This window comes from Aeromonas sp. FDAARGOS 1408 (assembly GCF_019048665.1).
Taxonomy (GTDB): domain Bacteria; phylum Pseudomonadota; class Gammaproteobacteria; order Enterobacterales; family Aeromonadaceae; genus Aeromonas; species Aeromonas dhakensis.
Genome location: NZ_CP077394.1, coordinates 2,682,354 through 2,701,036 on the forward strand (window position 1 = coordinate 2,682,354; position 18,683 = coordinate 2,701,036).

The 18,683-nt window shown below is 64.6% G+C and carries 16 protein-coding genes; 5 read left to right on the forward strand and 11 right to left on the reverse strand.

Annotated features, from left to right (window positions below; translation table 11 throughout):
* Window positions 1–18 precede the first annotated feature (18 nt).
* A complete protein-coding gene (locus I6L38_RS12285) occupies window positions 19–381 on the forward strand; it encodes a copper-binding protein (RefSeq protein ID WP_201882286.1) in 363 nt (120 codons plus the stop codon).
* Window positions 382–454: 73 nt separating this feature from the next.
* Here the strand turns inward: I6L38_RS12285 and I6L38_RS12290 are convergent, their stop codons facing one another.
* Both I6L38_RS12290 and I6L38_RS12295 read right to left on the reverse strand, forming a co-directional pair.
* A complete protein-coding gene (locus I6L38_RS12290; protein ID WP_201882288.1) occupies window positions 455–2,149 on the reverse strand; it encodes a pyridoxal-dependent decarboxylase in 1,695 nt (564 codons plus the stop codon).
* A gap of 188 nt (window positions 2,150–2,337) precedes the next feature.
* On the reverse strand, window positions 2,338–3,354 hold the full coding sequence (locus tag I6L38_RS12295; RefSeq protein WP_010633377.1) for a lipoate--protein ligase A: 1,017 nt from the start codon (window positions 3,352–3,354) through the stop codon (window positions 2,338–2,340).
* Between the two features lie 437 nt (window positions 3,355–3,791).
* On the opposite strand from I6L38_RS12295, the gene I6L38_RS12300 reads away from it, so the two are divergent.
* Complete coding sequence (locus I6L38_RS12300; RefSeq protein ID WP_201885184.1) at window positions 3,792–6,227, forward strand: diguanylate cyclase; 2,436 nt, start codon at window positions 3,792–3,794, stop codon at window positions 6,225–6,227.
* A gap of 69 nt (window positions 6,228–6,296) precedes the next feature.
* On the opposite strand, the gene I6L38_RS12305 is transcribed toward I6L38_RS12300, so the two are convergent.
* The 5 genes from I6L38_RS12305 to I6L38_RS12325 are packed head-to-tail and all read right to left on the reverse strand — an operon-like array spanning window position 6,297 to window position 11,759.
* Entirely contained in the window at window positions 6,297–9,494 is a 3,198-nt protein-coding gene (locus I6L38_RS12305) for an efflux RND transporter permease subunit (protein ID WP_216988542.1), read from the reverse strand.
* A complete protein-coding gene (locus I6L38_RS12310) occupies window positions 9,487–10,536 on the reverse strand; it encodes an efflux RND transporter periplasmic adaptor subunit (protein ID WP_201885182.1) in 1,050 nt (349 codons plus the stop codon). The genes I6L38_RS12305 and I6L38_RS12310 overlap by 8 nt, the downstream gene beginning before the upstream one ends.
* 36 nt (window positions 10,537–10,572) lie before the next feature.
* A complete protein-coding gene (locus I6L38_RS12315) occupies window positions 10,573–11,019 on the reverse strand; it encodes a YeeE/YedE family protein (RefSeq protein WP_017765698.1) in 447 nt (148 codons plus the stop codon).
* Window positions 11,020–11,031: 12 nt separating this feature from the next.
* Window positions 11,032–11,445, reverse strand: coding sequence for a YeeE/YedE family protein (locus I6L38_RS12320; protein ID WP_010633373.1), 414 nt, complete (start codon window positions 11,443–11,445; stop codon window positions 11,032–11,034).
* Window positions 11,445–11,759: a helix-turn-helix transcriptional regulator gene (locus I6L38_RS12325; protein ID WP_010633372.1), complete on the reverse strand. Its 315-nt coding sequence runs from the start codon at window positions 11,757–11,759 to the stop codon at window positions 11,445–11,447. The genes I6L38_RS12320 and I6L38_RS12325 overlap by 1 nt, the downstream gene beginning before the upstream one ends.
* 88 nt (window positions 11,760–11,847) lie before the next feature.
* Here I6L38_RS12325 and I6L38_RS12330 point away from each other — a divergent pair, with 88 nt between their 5' ends.
* From I6L38_RS12330 to I6L38_RS12340, 3 genes are all read left to right on the forward strand, one after another.
* Window positions 11,848–12,033, forward strand: coding sequence for a DUF2892 domain-containing protein (locus tag I6L38_RS12330; RefSeq protein WP_005302992.1), 186 nt, complete (start codon window positions 11,848–11,850; stop codon window positions 12,031–12,033).
* 425 nt (window positions 12,034–12,458) lie between these two features.
* Complete coding sequence (locus I6L38_RS12335; RefSeq protein WP_216988543.1) at window positions 12,459–12,833, forward strand: hypothetical protein; 375 nt, start codon at window positions 12,459–12,461, stop codon at window positions 12,831–12,833.
* Between the two features lie 191 nt (window positions 12,834–13,024).
* Window positions 13,025–13,762 (forward strand): MgtC/SapB family protein, encoded by a 738-nt coding sequence (locus I6L38_RS12340; RefSeq protein ID WP_216988544.1) that lies wholly within the window; start codon window positions 13,025–13,027, stop codon window positions 13,760–13,762.
* Window positions 13,763–13,823: 61 nt separating this feature from the next.
* Here the strand turns inward: I6L38_RS12340 and I6L38_RS12345 are convergent, their stop codons facing one another.
* From I6L38_RS12345 to I6L38_RS12360, 4 genes are all read right to left on the reverse strand, one after another.
* Window positions 13,824–14,834, reverse strand: coding sequence for a substrate-binding domain-containing protein (locus tag I6L38_RS12345; protein WP_065016944.1), 1,011 nt, complete (start codon window positions 14,832–14,834; stop codon window positions 13,824–13,826).
* A 27-nt stretch (window positions 14,835–14,861) separates the two neighbouring features.
* On the reverse strand, window positions 14,862–16,277 hold the full coding sequence (locus tag I6L38_RS12350; protein WP_216988545.1) for a sucrose-6-phosphate hydrolase: 1,416 nt from the start codon (window positions 16,275–16,277) through the stop codon (window positions 14,862–14,864).
* On the reverse strand, window positions 16,277–17,641 hold the full coding sequence (locus tag I6L38_RS12355) for a sucrose-specific PTS transporter subunit IIBC (RefSeq protein WP_216988546.1): 1,365 nt from the start codon (window positions 17,639–17,641) through the stop codon (window positions 16,277–16,279). Before I6L38_RS12355 ends, I6L38_RS12350 begins: the two co-directional genes overlap by 1 nt.
* An 81-nt stretch (window positions 17,642–17,722) precedes the next feature.
* Window positions 17,723–18,679, reverse strand: coding sequence for an aminoimidazole riboside kinase (locus tag I6L38_RS12360; RefSeq protein WP_216989589.1), 957 nt, complete (start codon window positions 18,677–18,679; stop codon window positions 17,723–17,725).
* Between the last annotated feature and the right edge of the window lie 4 nt (window positions 18,680–18,683).

Consider the following 18,683-nt stretch of genomic DNA (forward strand, 5'->3'; position numbering starts at 1 on the left):
CCAAACAAGGAAACCAAGATGAACTACAAGACGCTGACCCTGACCCTGCTGCTGGGCCTTGCTACCCACACCGGCCTGCAGGCCGAGGAGATGATGAACCACGAAGGCCATGACATGAGCCAGATGGGTGACATGCAGCAGATGGAGGGAATGCAGGAGAGGGTGATGACCAAGGGAGTCATCAGCCGCATCGACGCGGCAAATGGCAAGGTGGGCATCAAGCACGAGGCCATCGCGAACCTCAAGATGCCCGCCATGACCATGGTGTTTCTGGTAGCCGACCCGGCCCTGCTCAAGGATCTGCAGGTGGGGGATGCGGTGCGCTTCCACGCCGAAAACCCGGCTGGCAAGCTGACGGTGACGGCTCTTCAGAAGCAGTAACCAGAACCAATAAAAAACGGCGGGATCATCCCGCCGTTTTGCTGTCCGGCTCTCTTTAAATACCGTGCGCCGCTCAGCCGCGGATATGGTCGATAAAGGCGTCGATCTGCTCGCGGCCGCAGGCCGGGTTCATAAAGACCGCCTTCTCACCGGCGATATAGGAGTACTTGCCGCGGGCGTCGTAGTCGGAGTGGGCGATGGCCTCCACCCAGTTGGTGTAGAGCCCCACCTTGCCACGCCCGGTAAACAGGCTGCGGTGATAGTCGGTGTTGCGCTGCAGGCGCGCCTTGTAGGCGGGGTCCGTGCTGCGCGCCAGCTCGAAGGCGAACTCGGCGTCGGGGTCCTGCACCCACTCGGGGTTGTAGATCTTGAAGCCCACGCTCGGCCCCTGATTCTCCTGCGCCACCAGCTTGACGTTGCCGAGCTGGCTTAACCGGAAGCGGAAGTAGTTGGCGTTTTGCAGGCAGTGGGCCAGCACGGTGCGATACCCCTCGACCCCCAGGTAGTTGAGGGCCGCATAGGCACCAAACAGACCGCTCGCCCCGCGGGAACACTCGATGGTGGACTGCAGGTGGGTCTGGCCCTGGATGTCCCGCTCGAAGTAGGAGAAGTTCTCCGGGTCGTTCTCCATCGCCTTGAGGTCATCCTGCTCTTTTATCATCACCAGGCTGGAGGTATAGGGCACATAACCCCACTTCTGGAAGTCGACGGTGAAGGAGTCGGCGTATCTGAGCTCGGCGAAGCGGCTCACGTTGCGCTCTATGCCCGCCAGAGTCGCGGCGTTGATGGCGAGCGGGTTAGCGGCAAAGTCGTAATCCAGGAAGAAGATCATCGACCAGCCGATGGCGGCATCCACGTGGATGTGCGGCTTGACCGCCACCTCGAACCGCTCGCAGAGGCGATCCCGCAGCTCGACCACGGGTCTCACCTGGTCCACCCCGAAGGTGTCGGTGGTGCCCATGGTGAGCATGATGGTGGGCACCACGTGCTTGAGGGCAAAGCAGGCGGTCAGGGTGCGCTCCAGATGGTCGAGATCGATGTCGTTGTTCTCGCCCACCTGGATGCGGATGGTCTTGTTCTCGATGTCGACCCCGAGCAGAGAGAGGTTGGTGATGTTGGAGTAGTGGCCGCCCTGGGAGTTGATGATGCGGTAATCCTGATAGTGGCCGAGCCCCTTGTGCTTGGCCTCGGGCAGGCTCTTGCGAATGCCGAGCAGGTAGCCATAGAGGTTACAAAAGGTCCCCCCCTGGGTGAAGATGCCGGTGGCGCGGGCCGGATCGTAACCCGCCAGCAGGGCAATCTGGCGCACCACCTTCTTCTCCAGCTCCTCAGCCACCCCGGCATACTCGGAGTAGACCAGGTTGGGGTTGGCGAGGATCCCCATCTGAGCGCCGTAGATAGCGGGATCCGCCGACATGGTGACCACGTTCTCGACGCTGGAGGGGTTCTCCCAGTCTTTGGAGAGGGCGCCGGCAAACAGCAGCTCCGCCATGGGCTCGCCCGGCGTGCGCATGGCTTGCGGCACCGGCATGGTCTCGCACAAGTCGGCGAGGCGGGCGCGACCATCGGGCCAGGCGTTCAGCCGCGCCGACGGGGCCAGGCCGCGGGCGCGAAACTCGTTGAGGGTGGCGAAGCCGGGTTCACGAAAGACCGGCCAGAGATCGGGGTTGCGCGAGAAAAAGTTGGCTTTGACTGTGGCAAAACGACGTTTGAATTCGGGGTGGATGGCGTTGACGCCTTCATCTTTCAAATAGACCAAGTCACTCATTTTTATACCATTAGTACAGCAAATGTGCTGCCCTTATACCCCTGGGTCGCCGTTTGAAACAGCGACAATAACTAATGGCCTCCCCTACTTTTTGTCATGCATGAGGGCGGACAACGGCTGGCAAAAAGGCGCCTTTCGAGCGCCTCTTTTGATTTTGTGATCCACCCGCCCCAACGGCGAGAAAAGCGTCAGCGCAGCGATGCCAGCAACCAGCGCGAGAATGCCTCCAGCTCGCTCTGCAGGGCCGGGAACTCGCCGCGCCACTGGCGCAGCAACTCGTCGATGGCCTCCACCTGATAAGCCACCCCGGGCAAGCGCGCGGCCAGCGCATCCAGCGGCGCCGGATCCAGGCTGTCGCTGAAGATCTGCGCCCGCCCTATCACCCCCTTCTCCACATCGAAGTGCAGCTCCACCCCGCCCCAGCCGAAGCGCTCGTCCAGCTGATGGCTGAAGGCGGGGGCGTGGCCGAAGTTCCACTCCCAGCTGCGCTGGCGGGCGAAGGTCTCGGCAAAGCCGGGCAAGTCTGGCAGCCGCTCTGGGGAGATGTGCTCGGGCTGTACCCGCTCGCCGTAGTGACTGAAGAAGGCCTCGCACAGGGCCTGACTCACCTGGCCATGGTCGATGCCCGGCAGCAGCTCGCCGAGGTTCGCCACCCGACTGCGCACCGAACTGATCCCCTTGGCCGCCAGCTTCTTGGGATCGGGGTTCAGGTAGTGGGCGAGTCGGCCAAGATCGGCATCCAGCAGCAGGGTGCCGTGGTGAAAGCCGCGATCATGGGTCTCCCGATAGGCCGAGCCCGACACCTTGCGCTCCCCGTCCGGGGTCGCCACCAGCAGATCGTTGCGACCGGAGGCGAAAGCCTCGACCCCGAGCCGCTTGAGCGCGTCCAGCACGATGGCGGTGGAAATGCTCTTGTCATACTCCGGCTTGCCCGCCATGAAGGTGAAGCAGCTGTTGCCAAGGTCGTGAAACACGGCGCCACCACCGCTGCTGCGGCGAGCCAGGGTCACCCCGTCCTCTTCCATGCGGCGGGTATTGCACTCCTTCCAGGGGTTCTGGGCCCGGCCGATCACCACGGTATTGGCGTTGCGCCACAGAAACAGCACCCGCTGATGCGGGTTCATCTGGCGAAAAATGCACTCTTCCACCGCCAGATTGAACAAAGGATCGTGGGAGTCGGACAACAACAGACGCAATCGGGACATGAGAAGGCCTCATCGGGATGGGAGAACCGCTATCATACCACCCGGGCAGCAAGGATCCGCTTCCCCCCTCCCGCCAATAATTGACTCATAACGCAATAATCGCAGTTTCGACACATTTCGACAGCAAGTTGAAAGTATCCCGTGATACGGCGACACAGACTGACGCATTGCGCTAAAAAGAGCCCAAACACTCGCGCTTATTGAGGTAATCGACAATCAAATACGACTAAAATGCGACCATTTTTATAGGTCATATGGCTCCGTAATTCTTCGCTTAATTGCCAAAAATAACGAGCAGGAAGGCCAAATGTGATGAATGACACAGAAATCATTTTTTCTGTTACGCATCCCCTGTTATAGCGCCCTTTCGCCCCCTTGCGGGCAACAAGGAATTGTTTGACTCTAGGACGGACCATCGTCTCCCGAGAGGAATGAGTATGAGCGTCGTAAATTCCTCCCTTCATCGCCTGCTCTGGTACCTGCCAATGCTTGGCTCGGCGATGTTTTGCACCTTTTTTTCACCGCCGTCGAAGGCGGTGATTGACAAGGTGACAGTGCAGTTGCCCTGGCAACACCAGTTCCAGTTTGCCGGCTATTACGCGGCCCAGGCCAAGGGTTTCTATCGAGCCGCCGGTCTGGATGTCACGCTGCGACCCGCCATGACCGGCACCGATGTGGTCAACGAGGTGATGTCGGGCAATGCCCAGTTCGGGATCAGCGGCAGCGATCTGCTGCTGGCCCGCGCCAGCGGCCAGCCCATCGTGGTGCTGGCCTCCATGTTGCAGCACTCGCCACTGGTGCTGCTCACCCTGGAGCGACCCGACATTCGCCAGCCGGCGGATCTGGCGGGCAAGCGGCTGATGCTGGAGCCCGGCTCCCAAGAGCTGCAGATCTACCTCAACCGCCACACGCCGCCGGAGAGCTGGATAAAGCAGCCCTACCGGCAGGGCTTGAAGGCATTGCTGGCGGGCAAGACGGATGCCATCAGCGCCTACAGCACCACCGAGCCCTTCTATCTGGCCAAGATGGGCATCCCCTACCGGGTGTTCTCCCCCCGCAGCATCGACTTCGACTTCTATGGTGACAACCTGTTCACCTCGGAGCGCGAGCTGAACAGCAGGCCGGAGCGGGTCTATGCCTTTCAGCAGGCGACCCTCAAGGGGTGGCGCTACGCCATGGACAACCCGGCCGAGATGATCGACTGGATCGTGACCAACTACCCGAGCGGCGCCGGCCGTGATCTGCTGCAGTTCGAGGCCGACACCACCCGGGAGCTGATGCAACCCGATCTGGTCGAGCCCGGCTACATGCAGCCGGAGCGCTGGCAGCAGATCGCCAGGAACTACCTCGATGCCGGTCTGCTGTCGGCCCTGCCCGACCTGGAGCACTTTCTCTACAACCCGGATCGGGAGCGGATCCGCCAGCAGCGCCAGCTGCTCGACAAGAGCGTGGCGGTGGCCATGTTGATCACCCTCTCCCTGCTGACCCTGCTCGGTATCTTCTGCTACCTCTATCTGCGCCTGCGCCAGGAGGCGCGCGGCCGACAGCGACTGACCCGCGAGCTGGCCCAGAGCGAGCAGCACTACCGTTTCGTGGCGGAGAACAGTGCCGACGTCATCTGGACCATGGACACCACCACCCTGCGCTTTCGCTATGTCAGCCCCGCCATCCAGCCGCTCAGCGGTTACGACCCCACCGATGTGCTCACCCTCCCCCTCAGGCAGCTTATTCCGGAGGCATCCAGAAAGCAGCTGCGCGCCGAGCTGAGCGGCTCCCTCGCCGCCTGGCAACGCGGCGATCACGAGCAGACCCGCTGCGTCATTCGTACCCAGCTGCGTCACAAGGAGGGACATCTGGTGGCCACCGAGACCATCACCACCCTGCACGGCAACGAGCAGGGCCAGCCTGATGCGATCCTCGGGGTCACCCGCGACATCACCGAGCGGGCCGCCAGGGAGGAGATGATGCGCCGGCTCGCCTTCTACGACCCGCTCACCAACCTGCCCAACCGCCGCCTGCTGCAGCAGCGGCTGAAGGAGGTCATGGAGGGCAAGGTGGCCCAGCTCGCCCTGCTGTTCATCGATCTCGACCACTTCAAGCCGATCAACGACACCTTCGGCCACGAGACCGGTGACGTGCTGCTCAACATGGTGGCCGAGCGGATGCGCCACTGCGTGCGGGAGCGGGATCTGGTGGCCCGCCTGGGCGGGGACGAGTTCGTGATCCTGCTGCCCGATACCGGTGACGAGGCGCTGACGGTGGCCGACCACCTGCACCAGCGCCTGCGCCACCCGTTTCGCATCGACGAGGAGCAGGAGCTGCGCATCTCCAGCAGCATAGGAGTGGCCCTCTACCCGGAGCACGGCAGCGACCCCAAGACCCTGATGCACCACGCCGATCAGGCCATGTATCAGGCCAAGGGACGAGGGCGCGGCCGGGTCTGCCTCTATACCGCCGGACTGGATCCGGAACAGGGCTCGCTGGTGTGGCAGAGCAGCCACGAGTGCGGCCACCCGCGCATCGATGCCGAGCATCGCCAGCTGTTCGTGCTGACCAACCGGCTGCTGGAGCACATGAAGGATCACCAGGAGCACCCCGCCCTGTTCCTGGAGTGCATGGAGAATCTGTTCGACGTGGCACGCCACCACTTCACCTTCGAAGAGCAGGTGCTGGCCGAGCTGGGTTACCCCGAGTTCACCAGCCACCAGCAAGACCACCAGCTGCTGCTGCAAAAGGCTGACCAGCTGATGACCGCCGCCAGGGCGGGTACCCTTGGCAACGACGAGTTGCTCAACTTCATCATTCAGGAGCTGGTGGTCGGCCACATGAGCCAGGCCGACCGGCGCTACTTCCCGCTGATGAAGGGGCGCTGAGCCCCGCCAGCCGGCATATCTCCTCCCTGAACGTGTGAAACGAGAAGGGCCACCCGGGTGGCCCTTCTGTCATTGTGCGCCCGGCACATCTGCCGTGCCCCCCTCCGCCCGGCGCGACATCAGGCTGTAGTAGAGCAGCGGGATCACCACCAGGGTGAGCAGGGTGGAGACCAGAATGCCGAAGATGAGGCTGATGGCCAAGCCGTTGAAGATGGGGTCATCGAGGATGAACAGGGCACCGATCATGGCCGCCAGCGCCGTCAGCAGGATGGGCTTGGCCCGCACCTGGGCGGCGCCGATCACCGCCTGCTCGAACGCCATGCCGGCGCTGCGCTGCTGCTCGATGAAATCCACCAGCAAGATGCTGTTGCGCACTATGATCCCGGCCAGCGCTATCATGCCGATCATCGAGGTGGCGGTGAACTGGGCCCCCAGCAGGGCGTGGCCCGGCATCACTCCGATCAGGGTGAGCGGGATGGGCGCCATGATGATGAGCGGCACCAGATAGGAGCGGAACTGGGCCACCACCAGCAGGTAGATGAGGATCATCCCCACTCCGTAGGCAATGCCCATGTCGCGGAAGGTCTCGTAGGTGATCTTCCACTCCCCGTCCCACAACAGCGCCACCTCTCCCAATTTATCCGGCTGCTGCACGTAATACTGGGGCAGCGAGATGTCGGCTCCGGCGGCAAACATGCCGTAGAGCGGGCTGTCGGCATGGCCCCCCATGTCGGCCACCACCATAACCATGGGCCGCATGTTCTTGTGCATGATGTAGCTGGGAGCCACCTCGTCGCGGCGGCTCACCAGCTCGGAGACCCGGATGAGCTGGCCGCTCTGGCTGCGCACCTTGAGGGCCAGGATGCCGGCCAGATCTCGCTTGTCGCCGGGGGCGAGCTCGACACGGATCGGTACCGGGTACTTGGCGCCCTGACCATGCAGCCAACTGGCATCCTGATAGCCCACGCCGCCATTGAGGGTGGCCACCAGATCGCCGAGATCGACCCCGAAGCGGGCCGCCTTGCTGCGATCCACCACCAGCCGCCACTTGGGCTGGGGGTCGGTCAAATAGATGTCCACATCCACCAGATCCGCCGTCGCCACGAAGCGGGCCTCTACGGCGCGCGCCGCCGCTTCACGGGCAGCAGGCGTGGGGCCATACACCTCGGCGACGATGGGTGACCAGACCGGCGGGCCGGGGGGCACCTCCACGACTTTCAGGTTGCCGCCGGCTGCGGATGCGATGGCCTGCAAGGGGGCGCGCACCGACTGGGCAATCTGGTGGCTGCTGCGATGGCGATCGTGTTTGTCTACCAGATTGACCTGGATATCCCCCACGTTGGCGCCGCTGCGAATGAAGTAGTGGCGCACCAGGCCATTGAAATTGATGGGGGCGGCGCTGCCGGCGTAAATCTGGTAATCCTTCACCTCGGGCACCCTGGCTAGCTCCCGTCCCACCGCCAGCAGGGTGCGCTCGGTCTGCTCCAGGGTCGCCCCCTCCGGCATGTCGAGCACCAGCTGGAATTCCGACTTGTTGTCGAAGGGGAGCATCTTGAGCACCACCCACTGCACCATGGGCATGGCGGCGGCGCCTGCCACCAGCAGCAGGATGACCAGCCAGAGCTTGCGTCTCGCGCTCCTGGCGCCAGCGCCAATCAGGAAGGGGGTCATCAGACGGTGAAAGAGGCCGGCCCTGGCCTCGCCGTGGGCGACATGCCCCTCGCTCTTGAGCAGATGGCCCGCCAGCCAGGGGGAGAAGATAAAGGCCACCAGCAGGGAAATAAGCATCCCCATGCTGGCATTGATGGGAATGGGGCTCATGTAGGGGCCCATCAGGCCGCTGACAAAGGCCATCGGCAGCAGGGCCGCGATCACGGTCAGGGTGGCGAGAATGGTCGGCCCCCCTACCTCGTCCACCGCCCCCGGAATAAGGTCCCTGAGGGATCCCTTGCCCAGGCCGCGATGGCGGTGGATGTTCTCCACCACCACGATGGCGTCATCCACCAGGATGCCGATGGAGAAGATAAGGGCAAAGAGAGACACCCGGTTGAGGGTAAAGCCCCACGCCCAGCTGGCAAAGAGGGTCAGTGCCAGGGTGATGACGATGGCGATGCCCACCACCAGCGCCTCGCGCCACCCCATGCTCACCAGCACCAGCAGCACCACTGCGGTGGTGGCGAAGATGAGCTTGCCGATGAGGGTGTTGGATTTGGTTTCGGCGGTGACGCCATAGTCACGGGTCACCGTCACCTCGACGCCGGCCGGGATGAGTCGATTCTTGAGACTCTCGACCCGGGCCTCCACCCGCTTGGCCACTTCCACCGCGTTCTGCCCCGGCTGCTTGCCGATGGCCAGGGTCACCGCCGGATAGCTCTGCTCACCCTGCCCCATCCAGCTGCGCTGGGTCGGGGTCTCCTCCCCAAGCGCCACCTGGGCCACCTCGCCGAGGTAGACTGGCTTGCCATCGTGCAACCCCACTACCAGCTCGCGGGCCTCCTGCTCGCTCTGCAGGAACTGCCCCACCTGCACCTTGATCTCCCGGTTGTCCTGCACCACGGCCTGCTCGCTGCCCGCCTGGTTGGCGGCGGCGAGCCGTTGGTTCAGCTCGCCCCAGCTGATGCCGTGGGCGCTGAGGGCCGCCGGATCCGGCATCACCCTCAGCACGGCGCGCTGGCTGCCCAGGCTGTAGATATCGCGGGTACCGGGCAATCGCTTGAGCTCGGTCTCCAGCTCGTGGGCAACCCGGGTCAGCTCGGCGGCCCCCAGCTGCTTGCTCCCCTCTTTGCTCCATAAGGTCAGGCTGACGATGGGCACATCGTCGATGCCTCGGGGTTTGACCAGGGGCTGGCCGACGCCAAGCCCCTGGGGCAGCCAGTCCCGGTTCGAGTCGAGCTGGTTGTTGAGATCGACGATGGCCTGCTCGCGGCTCACCCCCACCTTGAACACCACCACCAGCAGGGCGCCGTCGGGGCGAGAGAAGGAGTAGAGGGTGTCTATCCCCTTTATCTGGGAAATAACCTGTTCGGCCGGGGTGGTGACGAGGGATTCTACCTCGGCCGGGCTGGCCCCCGGAAAGGGGATATAGACGTCGGCGAAGGTGACATCGATCTGCGGCTCCTCCTCCTTCGGGGTCACCAGCACCGCAAACAGGCCGAGCAAGAGCCCCACCAGCGCCAGCAACGGGGTGATGGCCGAGCCCTGAAACAGGGCCGCCAACTGGCCGGCTGGCCCCAGTTTGTTCTTGCTGTCGTGAGCGTCGTTACTCATGGGCCACCGCCTGCTGGCGCGCCCAGCCATCCGGAGCCACCCGATCGCCGCTCTGGACGCCCGCCAGGATCTCGCACTGCCCTGCCTGGCAATGGCCGACCCGCACCGGCGTCAGCACCCAGCCACCCCCTTCCTTCAGGTAGAGGCCGCTGAACTCACCCTGCCGCAGCAGGGCCTGCTCCGGCACCTGCAGCAGCTGACGCTCGCCCTGCTTGAGCTGCACCTTGAGCCACATACCGGGCAGCACCCCCGCCGTGCTCGGCGGCAGGTCGAGGCGCAGCCGAAAGGCGTGGCTCTGGCTGTCGGCATAGTTGAAGCGGGTCAGTTTGAGGGGGGTAACGGCCCTGCCATCCGGCAGTAGCACCTGCGCATCCGACGGCTGGCCGGCCAGGGCCAGCGCGGACTGGGGCAGCTCCACCTCCACCCGCAGGGCATCAAGGGAAAAGCCGGAGAGCAGCGGCGTCCCTGGGGCCACCGTTTCCCCCAGCTCCACCAGCCGCTTGGTCACCACCCCGGCGTAAGGGGCGAGGATGCGGGTATAGCCGTAGGCCTCCCGGGCCTGGGTGAGGGCGGCCTCGGCCGCGTTCACCTCGGCGCGGGCAGATCTGTCGCTCGCCAGGGCGCTGTCGAGCTGGGCGCGGGTGATCACCCCCTTGGCAATCAGCGCCTGGAAGCGGGCGAGCTGGCGCTCGGCTTCTACCTGCTGGGCCTGGGCTCTGGCCAATCGCGCCTCGGCGCCGGTCACGGCGGCAAACTGCTCCTTGCCGCTGATCTCCAGCAGGGGTTGCCCCGCCTGCACCTCATCATTCACATCCACCAGCATGCGGGAGACCCGACCGCCGGTCTGGGCCGCCACCGTCCCCTGATGGATGGCACTGACGGTGCCATCCAGAGTGAGCCAGTCGGTCACCTGACGGGGAGCCAGTGTCAGGGCCGCCTCGCCATTCGTCTCGGCAGACCATGCCGTCGACAGCGTCATGGGAGAGACAAGCGCAGATGTCACGGCCAGCAGAATGGCCCCCGGCAAGCGGATCGGTTCCATGATAGTTCTCCTTCCCCGGCAGCGGGGGCAATCCATTCAGGCGGAGCGGGCGTGGCAGCGCTTCTCCCGCACCTTCACCAGGACCCGATCAACCAGCAAGATCCCGGCCACCATGGCGGCTACGAACAACAATATCATGGGCTGGCCACTGGAAATGAGACTCAAGGCAGGCCCCGGGCAGATACCGACCAATCCCCAACCTATGCCGAACAGGGCAGATCCCCCGATGAGGCGGCGATCCAGCTTGGGGGCTGGCACCACAGCCATGGGCTCTCCCAGCAGGCTCAGGCGCCGCGGCTTCACCAGCAAGAAATAACCCGGCATGAAGACCAGCAGGGCCCCCCCCATCACGAACCCCAGGCTGGGATCCCAAGCGCCGGCCAGATCGAGAAAACCGGTGACCCTGGCGGGGTCTATCATGCCAGAGATGGCCAGACCCAGACCAAACAGCAAACCGGCGAGCAGACTTGTCAACAAGGTCATCGCAATAGCCTCCTAGAAGAGATGATGAGTCAGAAACACGGTCAGCACACCGGTTGCCATGAAGGTGAGGGTCGCTACTATGGAGCGCACGGAGAGCCGCCCCATGCCGCAGATGCCGTGGCCGCTGGTACAGCCATTGCCAAAACGCGTGCCGATGCCCACCAGCAGACCGGCCAGCAGCACCAGCGGCCAGGCGGGCAGCGCGGTGAATGCAGGCATGCTGGCCCAACCCAGCGTCAGTGCCAGCCAGGCTCCCGCTCCCAACCCCAGCAGGAAGAGCAGTCGCCACGGCGCCCTGTGTTGCAGCGCACCGGCCAGGATGCCGCTGATCCCGGCCACCCGGCCGTTGCACAGCATCAGGATCAGGGCTGCGAGCCCCACCAGCATGCCGCCCCCCAGGGAGAGCAGCCATTGGCTTTCCATCATCAAGATTCCTTATTTTCTGAGTGACAAAAATGGGTTTGCAGCGCCGCCAGCACATCGGCGGCCGCCTCGCTCACCAGCGAGTAGTAGATCTGCTGGGAGACCTTGCGCGAGCGGACAAGACCCTGGCGCTTCAATACCGACAGTTGCTGGGAGAAGGCCGACTGGCCGAGCTGGCTGCGGGCCAGCAGCTCCCCGACTCCCTTCTCCCCCTCCACCAACTGACAGAGCACCATCAGGCGTTCGGGATGAGCCAGCGCCTTGAGCAGGGAGGCGGCGGCCGTCGCGTGTCTGTTCATCTCGTCGAATTGGCTCATGGGAGTAAATTAGCAATTGCTGATATTTAGTTCTATTGTATAAAGCGACACTAAATTAGCAATATCTAAATTAACTAAGGAGAAGGTCATGACAGTAGAAAACGGAGTAAGAGTGGTCGCGGGCTGCATGTTGTTGCTGTCGCTGCTGCTCACCGCCTGGGTACACCCGGGCTTTGTCTGGCTGAGCGTCTTTGTCGGGGTCAACCTGATCCAGAGCGCCTTCACCGGCTTCTGCCCGGCCGCAATGATCCTCAAACGGCTGGGGCTGAAATAGCGGCGCGCCAAGGTAGAGAAAAATCTGCCATCTGAGGTGGGATGAGGGGGCGGGGCATCTCGCCGCCCTCTTATGGCCATGAAGGTAGCCAGCCGACCCCGACTATTGACGAACTTGTATCTAAATGTTGCTAAATGGGCGATGAGGCTTTACCCCACCGCTCTGGATGAGTACCATCAGGCCGTCCATCAACAGCGGAGACCATCAGTGGGCAACTCATCAAGTGACAGTTGTAGACCGACCCTCGTCGTCGGTACCCGGGTCGCGAGCTAGCCGCAGGTCATCCTCTGCCGCATGCTCGCAGCCCTGCGAGAAGCGGAAATCCACTCCCCTCTTCTCTTTTTACACTTGACGTCTGGTGACCATTGGCCAAAAGCCATGGCTGCCATGCCTGCATAGTTTCTGCTTCCCACAAGGAGGCTGCTATGCGTTTTATTTCAACCCTGTCCGTAACCAACCGGACTCACCCCCTGCTGAGCAGACTGGGTCGCGGCCTGTTGCCGCCCTGGCTGCGTGGCAAGGAGCGCCAGCACCACTACCGGCTGCAGATCCGTTGCGAGGATCGGGCCGACATGGAGCAGGTGCTGGATCTGGTGAACCACACCCTGCAACCGGCGGGCCTGCACCCCTTGCAGTCCCTGCGACCCGGTCGCAGCGGCGGGCGGGAGCTGGTGCTCAATCTGCACTGCACCCCGCCCCAGCGGCGCTACTTGGTGCAGTTCGTGCACCAGGTGGGGGTACATCACCCGGTTCGCTGGGAGCTGCATCCGCGCCGCGACCCCGAACCGGCGCTCAATTGAGCAAGCCATAACCGGGGCCAGCCACGCTGGCCCCTTTCAATCCGTTTCGCAGCCCAGCCCGCCATCCTGCATGGCCGGGCCGGGCTTTCCGTGCGTTTTTTTGATGAGGTGATGGCCTTCACGCACGGGGATCAGGCAAGGGAACCCTCGCCCGCCTTCAGGAAGGCCATCTGCAACAGAAGGAGTACGCCATGAGAATGTGGCAACAATTGGACATGATTTCCCTGCTCGACACCCTGGCCAGCCTGCTGCTCGCCTTCGTACTCGGCAGTCTGGTGGGGCTGGAGCGTCAGTATCGTCAGTATCGTCAGCGTACCGCGGGCCTGCGCACCAATGTACTGGTAGCGGTGGGCGCGGCCCTGTTCGTCAACCTGGCCCAGCGCATCTATGACCTGCACGGCGGCACCTACGGGGTGGTGCACGTGGTGGCCTACATTGTCTCCGGCATCGGTTTTCTCGGCGCCGGCGTCATCATGCGCGAATCCGGCAACATCCGCGGCATCAACACCGCCGCCACCCTGTGGGGAGTGGCCGCGGTCGGTGCCGCCAGCGGGGCCGGGCTGGCCATGGAGGCGATCCTCGGCGCCCTGTTCGTGCTGGCCGCCAACACCCTGCTGCGCCCGCTGGTGAACCAGATCAACCGCCGCCCGGTGGACAATACAGACACCGAGGTGACCTACCGCGTCACGGCCCTCACCCAGCGCGAATACCAGAAGGAGGTGCTGCACTGGCTGGAAGAGATGCTGGAGCAGGCCAACTACCCGCTGAGCGAGCTCGACATCGAGCCTTTCGGCGAGCGGGATCTGGAGATCTCGGCGGTGCTGCTGGCCACCTCCATCGATGGCGACGAGCTCGACGCCCTGATGGTGAAACTCGGCATCCACCCTCACATCAAGCAGGTGTTCTGGCGCGCCAGCACCACGGATTGAGGCGAGCCCTCGCCCCACAGCAAAAAGCCCCGCACTGGCGGGGCTTTTTCATCTTTCCGGGTTAGCGACGGCTGCGCCAGCGCACCCTGGGGGGGATGACCTGGGCGGTCTGGGTGGGGGGATTGCCCGCAATCAGCTGTTGCATCAGTTCGAAGGCGGCGCGGGCCAGGGCCGGGCAGTCCTGGGCCACCGAGTCGATACGCATGGGGATGCAGTCGAGCAGATCGTGATCGTCGAAGGTGCACAGGCGCATCCCCGTCTCCATCAGGCCCGCCTCGTTGAGGTAGCGCAGCACCCCCTCGAGCAGGGTGAAGGAGGCGGTGAAGAGCCCCTTCGGCGGCGCCCCGAGCTCGGCCACCAGCTCGGCCATCAGCTGATAGCCGGAGCTTGGCTGGTAGTCGCGGTGACGGACCCGGTCTGATGTGGCCTCCAACCCGGCGCGGTGCAACCCCAGCTCGTAGCCCGCCAGCCGGTGGCGGCTGGGGGAGAGATCCAGCAGGCCGCCGAAGTAATAGATCTCCTCCCCGCAGCTGGCCGCCATGTCCTGCACCAGCTCGGCGGTGGCCTTGCAGGCGTCCGAGATCACCATGGGCAGGCGCGACTCGCCGATGTGGCGGTCGAGCTGCACCACCGGCAAGCGGTCGTGAATGCGGGCATAGATGTCGTCGCTGTGGCCACTGGAGGCGACGATAAGGCCGTCCACCTGGCGGCTGATGAGGTTGTCCACCACCCGCTGCTCCAGGGTGGGGTCATCCTCGGAGCAGGCGATGAGCAGCTGGATCCCCGCCTCCCGGCAATGGGCCTCCAGGGCACGGGCGATGCTGGCGAAGCCGAAGTTGGTGAGGTCGGGGATCACCAGTCCCCAGGTGTAACTGCGCGCCTCCCGCAGGGAGCGGGCATGGATGCTCGGCTGGTAGTGGCACTCGTCCGCCACCGCCTGGATCCGCTTGCGGGTATCGTCGGCGATGCGGTACTCCGCACTCTTGCCGTTGAGCACCAGGCTGGCGGTGGCCTTGGAGACCCCCGCGAGCGTGGCTATCTGGGCAATCGTGATCCGTTTTTTCTTCTCCACCTGACCTCCCGGCAAACTGACACCGGGCTATTGTACAAGGCAGGCCGCCAGCGGCCAGTGATCGAGGCAAATTTTGCTGTCATCACCGTCACAACGTGCGGAAAGTATTGGGTTTTCACCGGGAAAGTAGCGGGTAGACAGGGTCTGGCGACCGCCATCCACGAAACACTCGAGACTGGAGCGATCGCACAAGATAGTGGTCATGCCACCCAGCCAGGGGCAGGATCGCTCCTCCCACTCCCCGCTCTGCCAGTTCTGGCGGCGCAGGACAAGACGCCCCGGCTGCCACACCAGCTCGGCCACGGCGCCAAACCCGAGGCGTCCCTCCCCGCTCAAGGCCAGGTCCAGCCAGGCCGAGTCGATGGCCAGGGCAGGCAGCTCGTCCGGCGCTCCCTCGAAGCGGGTTTGCTCTCCCTTAAGGGCTGAAATCTCCGCCACCGGCCGCTGGCAGAGCCAGTCGCCTTGCCAGAACAGCTCCCGCGGGCAGCTCATCTGGTGGATCCAGCCGTGCTCGACGGTAGGCTGGCTCATCTCGTTCTCTTCGGGCAGCCCCAGCCAGGCGAACAGCAGGCGGCGCCCCTGACTGTCCCGGGTGGTCTGGGGCGCATAGAACTCGAAGCCCCGGTCCAGCTCGTGGAAGGCCCCGTGCACGAACTGAGTGCCATCGAAGTGGCCCGCCAGCCAGCCGCACTGGTAGAGGTTGCGATAATCCTCTCCCTGTGGGGCAATCCCCTGCGGGCAGCTGATCAGCACGTGACGGTCCGCCAGAGGGAAGAGGTCCGGGCACTCCCACATATAGCCAAACTCCCCGAGCCCGCCGCGCCCGCTGCCAGCGATGGGGCCGACCAGCGTCCAGCCATCCAGGGTATCGCCGCGATAGAGCAGCACTTCACCCTTGTCATCCAGGGTGCGGGCTCCCAGCACCATCAGCCACTGCCGACCGTCGTGCCACACCTTGGGGTCGCGCACGTGGCCGCTGTAGCCTTCGGGCAGCGCCAGCACGGGTCCGAGCTTCTCGAAGCCCCCCTTGCCATCGTCACGGGCCAGGCACTGGTAGGCGGTGCGGCTGCCGTCCGGGTATTTGACGTTGCCGGTGTAGACCAGGGTCAGGCGCCCCTGCTCGTCGCTCACCGCCGACCCCGAATAGCAGCCATGGCTCTCGTAGACCTCGGTGGGCAGAAGCGCCACCGGCTCGTGCTGCCAATGCAGCAGATCGCTGGAGGTGACGTGGCCCCAGCCCTTGTTGGCGTGTGCACAACCCAGCGGGTTCCACTGGTAGAAGAGGTGATAGCGCCCGCCGTGCTCGATAAAGCCGTTGGGATCGTTGAGCAGCCCCACCGGGGCTGCCAGGTGCCAGCGGGGCCGATGGGGATCGGCCGCCGCCTTGAGCTGTCCGGCCAGCAGGGACCGGACAACCTGGTTGAGGAGATGGCTCTCTTTCATCACTCCACCTTGTACTTGAGCAGGTAGGAGGCGGCGAAGGCGGCGCCAAAGGCGATCACCAGGCCGATGACGTAGTGGATGAGGCTCATGGGCTGGACGATGGCCATGCCCGGAATGCCGGTCAGGCCCACCGCCGTCATGCCCACCTTGGCCGCCACCACGTAGGCGCCGCCGCAGGCCCCGCCGAACAGGCCGGCCAGGAAGGGCTTGATGTAGCGCAGGTTGACCCCGAAGATGGCCGCCTCCGTGATGCCGAGCAGGCAGGACATGGCCGCCGGCACCGTGATGGCCTTGATCTTCACGTCCCGGGTCTTGAAGTAGACCGCGAGACAGGCGCCGCCCTGGGCCACGTTGGCCATGGCCCAGATGGGGAGCAGGAAGTTGACGCCGATGGCCGGGTTGGCCAGCAGGCCCGCCTCGATGGCGTGGAAGCTGTGGTGGATGCCGGTGATGACGATCAGCGAATAAGTCCCGCCGAACACCAGACCCGCCAGCCAGCCCGCCTGCTCGTAGAGGGCACTCAGACCGAACGAGATGCCATCCCCCAGCACCCGCCCGGCGGGGCCGATAAAGAGCAGCGCCACGAAGCCGGTGAGGATGACGGTCAGGAACGGCGTGAGGATCAGATCCAGGGCATCGGGGACGCGCTTTCTCAGCTGCTTCTCCAGGTGGGACATGAACCAGACCGCCAGCAGCACCGGGAAGACGGTGCCCTGGTAGCCGATCATGGCCACATCCAGCCCGAAGAAGTCCATGGTCTTGAAGCCCCCCGCCACGCCCCAGGCGTTGGTCAGGGCCGGGTGAGTGAGGATGCCCCCCAGCGTCGCCCCCAGATAGGGGTTGCCGCCAAATTCCCGCGCCGCGGTGAAGCCGATGAGGATGGGCAGGATGACGAAGGCCGCCGAGCTGAACATGTCCAGCATGATGAAGAGGGCGCTGTCGGCGTTGACCCAACCATAGGTGCGCACCATGCCGAGCAGCCCCATCAGCAGGCCGGAGGCGACGATGGCCGGAATGATGGGCACGAAGATGTTGGAGAGGGTCCGTGCCAGGCGCTGGGCCACGTTGAGCTTGGCCGCCGCCAGGTCGGTCAGCTCCGCCTTGCTGGCGGTGCCGGCACCGGTCAGCGCCACGAACTCCGCATGGACCTTGTTGACCAGGCCGGTGCCGAAGATCACCTGGATCTGGCCGGCGTTGCTGAAGCACCCCTTGACCCCGTCCAGCTTGTCGATGGCGGCCTTGTTCACCTTGCTGTCGTCCGCCAGCACCAACCGCAGCCGGGTGGCGCAGTGGGCGGCGCTGACGATGTTCTCCTTGCCCCCGAGCAGGGGCACCAGATCCTTGGCTATCGCACTGATATTCATATTCTTCCTCTTATGGCCCGCCGTCGGCAGGCCCATGTCACATGAGAGTAGGGTCTGTCGACCCGCGGTTCTAGCCGCGGATCAACAGCCGCTTGCACCTGATCGCAAAAATTCATCCAGCCGGGTGCGGGTGGGCAGTGCCGTCATCGCCCCCTTGGCGGTGGTGGCGAGCGCCCCGCAGCCGTGGGCCCGGGCCAGGATGGCGGGCAGCGCGTCCGGGCCGGGCAACGACGCGATCTCGGCCAGGGCGCTCAGCAGACCGGCGACGAAGGCATCCCCCGCCCCCGTGGTGTCGATGGGCGTCACTTTGGGCCCCACCCACTCCAGCAGCTCGCCGCCGAGGCGAGCCACCACGCCCCCCGCCCCCCGGGTCACCAGCACCAGCGCCGGCCCCGCCAGGGTGGCGAGCCCCGCCGCCAGATCGTCCAGACCGCTCAGCAGTTGCAGCTCCTCCAGCGAGAGCTTGACCACGTCCGCCTGCGCAATGGCCTCGCGCACCACGGACAGCATCTCGGCCGGGTTGCCCCACACCTCGGGCCTCAGGTTGGGGTCGAAGCAGACCCGCCCCCCGACAGCCTTGATGGCCGCCATGGCTTGCAGACAACTGCTGCGCACCGGCTCGTTGGCGAGGGCGATGGAGCAGGTGAGCAGCCACTGCCCGGCCTGGAAGACCGGCAGATCGACGGGGGTCAGAAACTGATCCGCGCTGGGCCTCACCATGAAGGTGAAGCTGCGCTCCCCTGCCTCATCGAGCTCCACCAGCACCGTGCTGGTGCGATGGGCCGGATCCTGGATCAAGTGACGGGTGTCGACCCCTTCGCTGGCCAGGGTGCCGGCCATAAAGCGGCCGAAGGGATCCGCGCCGACCCGGCCGATAAAGGCAGACTCACCACCGAGCCGGGCCACCCCGACCGCCACGTTGGCCGGCGCGCCCCCCGGACACCTGAGGTAGTGCAGCTCCCCTTCCGGGATCAAGTCCACCACCGCATCCCCCATTACCCACACACGATTCGTCACCTTGCTACTCCACTGCTGCATCGGA

Coding starts and splice junctions, on each gene's coding strand:
- I6L38_RS12315 (WP_017765698.1), bottom strand. CDS start 11,019: ATGACCTTGTTGACAAGTCTGCTCGCCGGTTTGCTGTTTGGTCTGGGT.
- I6L38_RS12355 (WP_216988546.1), bottom strand. CDS start 17,641: ATGAATATCAGTGCGATAGCCAAGGATCTGGTGCCCCTGCTCGGGGGC.
- I6L38_RS12335 (WP_216988543.1), top strand. CDS start 12,459: ATGCGTTTTATTTCAACCCTGTCCGTAACCAACCGGACTCACCCCCTG.
- I6L38_RS12305 (WP_216988542.1), bottom strand. CDS start 9,494: ATGAGTAACGACGCTCACGACAGCAAGAACAAACTGGGGCCAGCCGGC.
- I6L38_RS12350 (WP_216988545.1), bottom strand. CDS start 16,277: ATGAAAGAGAGCCATCTCCTCAACCAGGTTGTCCGGTCCCTGCTGGCC.
- I6L38_RS12340 (WP_216988544.1), top strand. CDS start 13,025: ATGAGAATGTGGCAACAATTGGACATGATTTCCCTGCTCGACACCCTG.
- I6L38_RS12330 (WP_005302992.1), top strand. CDS start 11,848: ATGACAGTAGAAAACGGAGTAAGAGTGGTCGCGGGCTGCATGTTGTTG.
- I6L38_RS12360 (WP_216989589.1), bottom strand. CDS start 18,679: ATGCAGCAGTGGAGTAGCAAGGTGACGAATCGTGTGTGGGTAATGGGG.
- I6L38_RS12300 (WP_201885184.1), top strand. CDS start 3,792: ATGAGCGTCGTAAATTCCTCCCTTCATCGCCTGCTCTGGTACCTGCCA.
- I6L38_RS12320 (WP_010633373.1), bottom strand. CDS start 11,445: ATGATGGAAAGCCAATGGCTGCTCTCCCTGGGGGGCGGCATGCTGGTG.
- I6L38_RS12285 (WP_201882286.1), top strand. CDS start 19: ATGAACTACAAGACGCTGACCCTGACCCTGCTGCTGGGCCTTGCTACC.
- I6L38_RS12290 (WP_201882288.1), bottom strand. CDS start 2,149: ATGAGTGACTTGGTCTATTTGAAAGATGAAGGCGTCAACGCCATCCAC.
- I6L38_RS12295 (WP_010633377.1), bottom strand. CDS start 3,354: ATGTCCCGATTGCGTCTGTTGTTGTCCGACTCCCACGATCCTTTGTTC.
- I6L38_RS12325 (WP_010633372.1), bottom strand. CDS start 11,759: ATGAGCCAATTCGACGAGATGAACAGACACGCGACGGCCGCCGCCTCC.
- I6L38_RS12310 (WP_201885182.1), bottom strand. CDS start 10,536: ATGGAACCGATCCGCTTGCCGGGGGCCATTCTGCTGGCCGTGACATCT.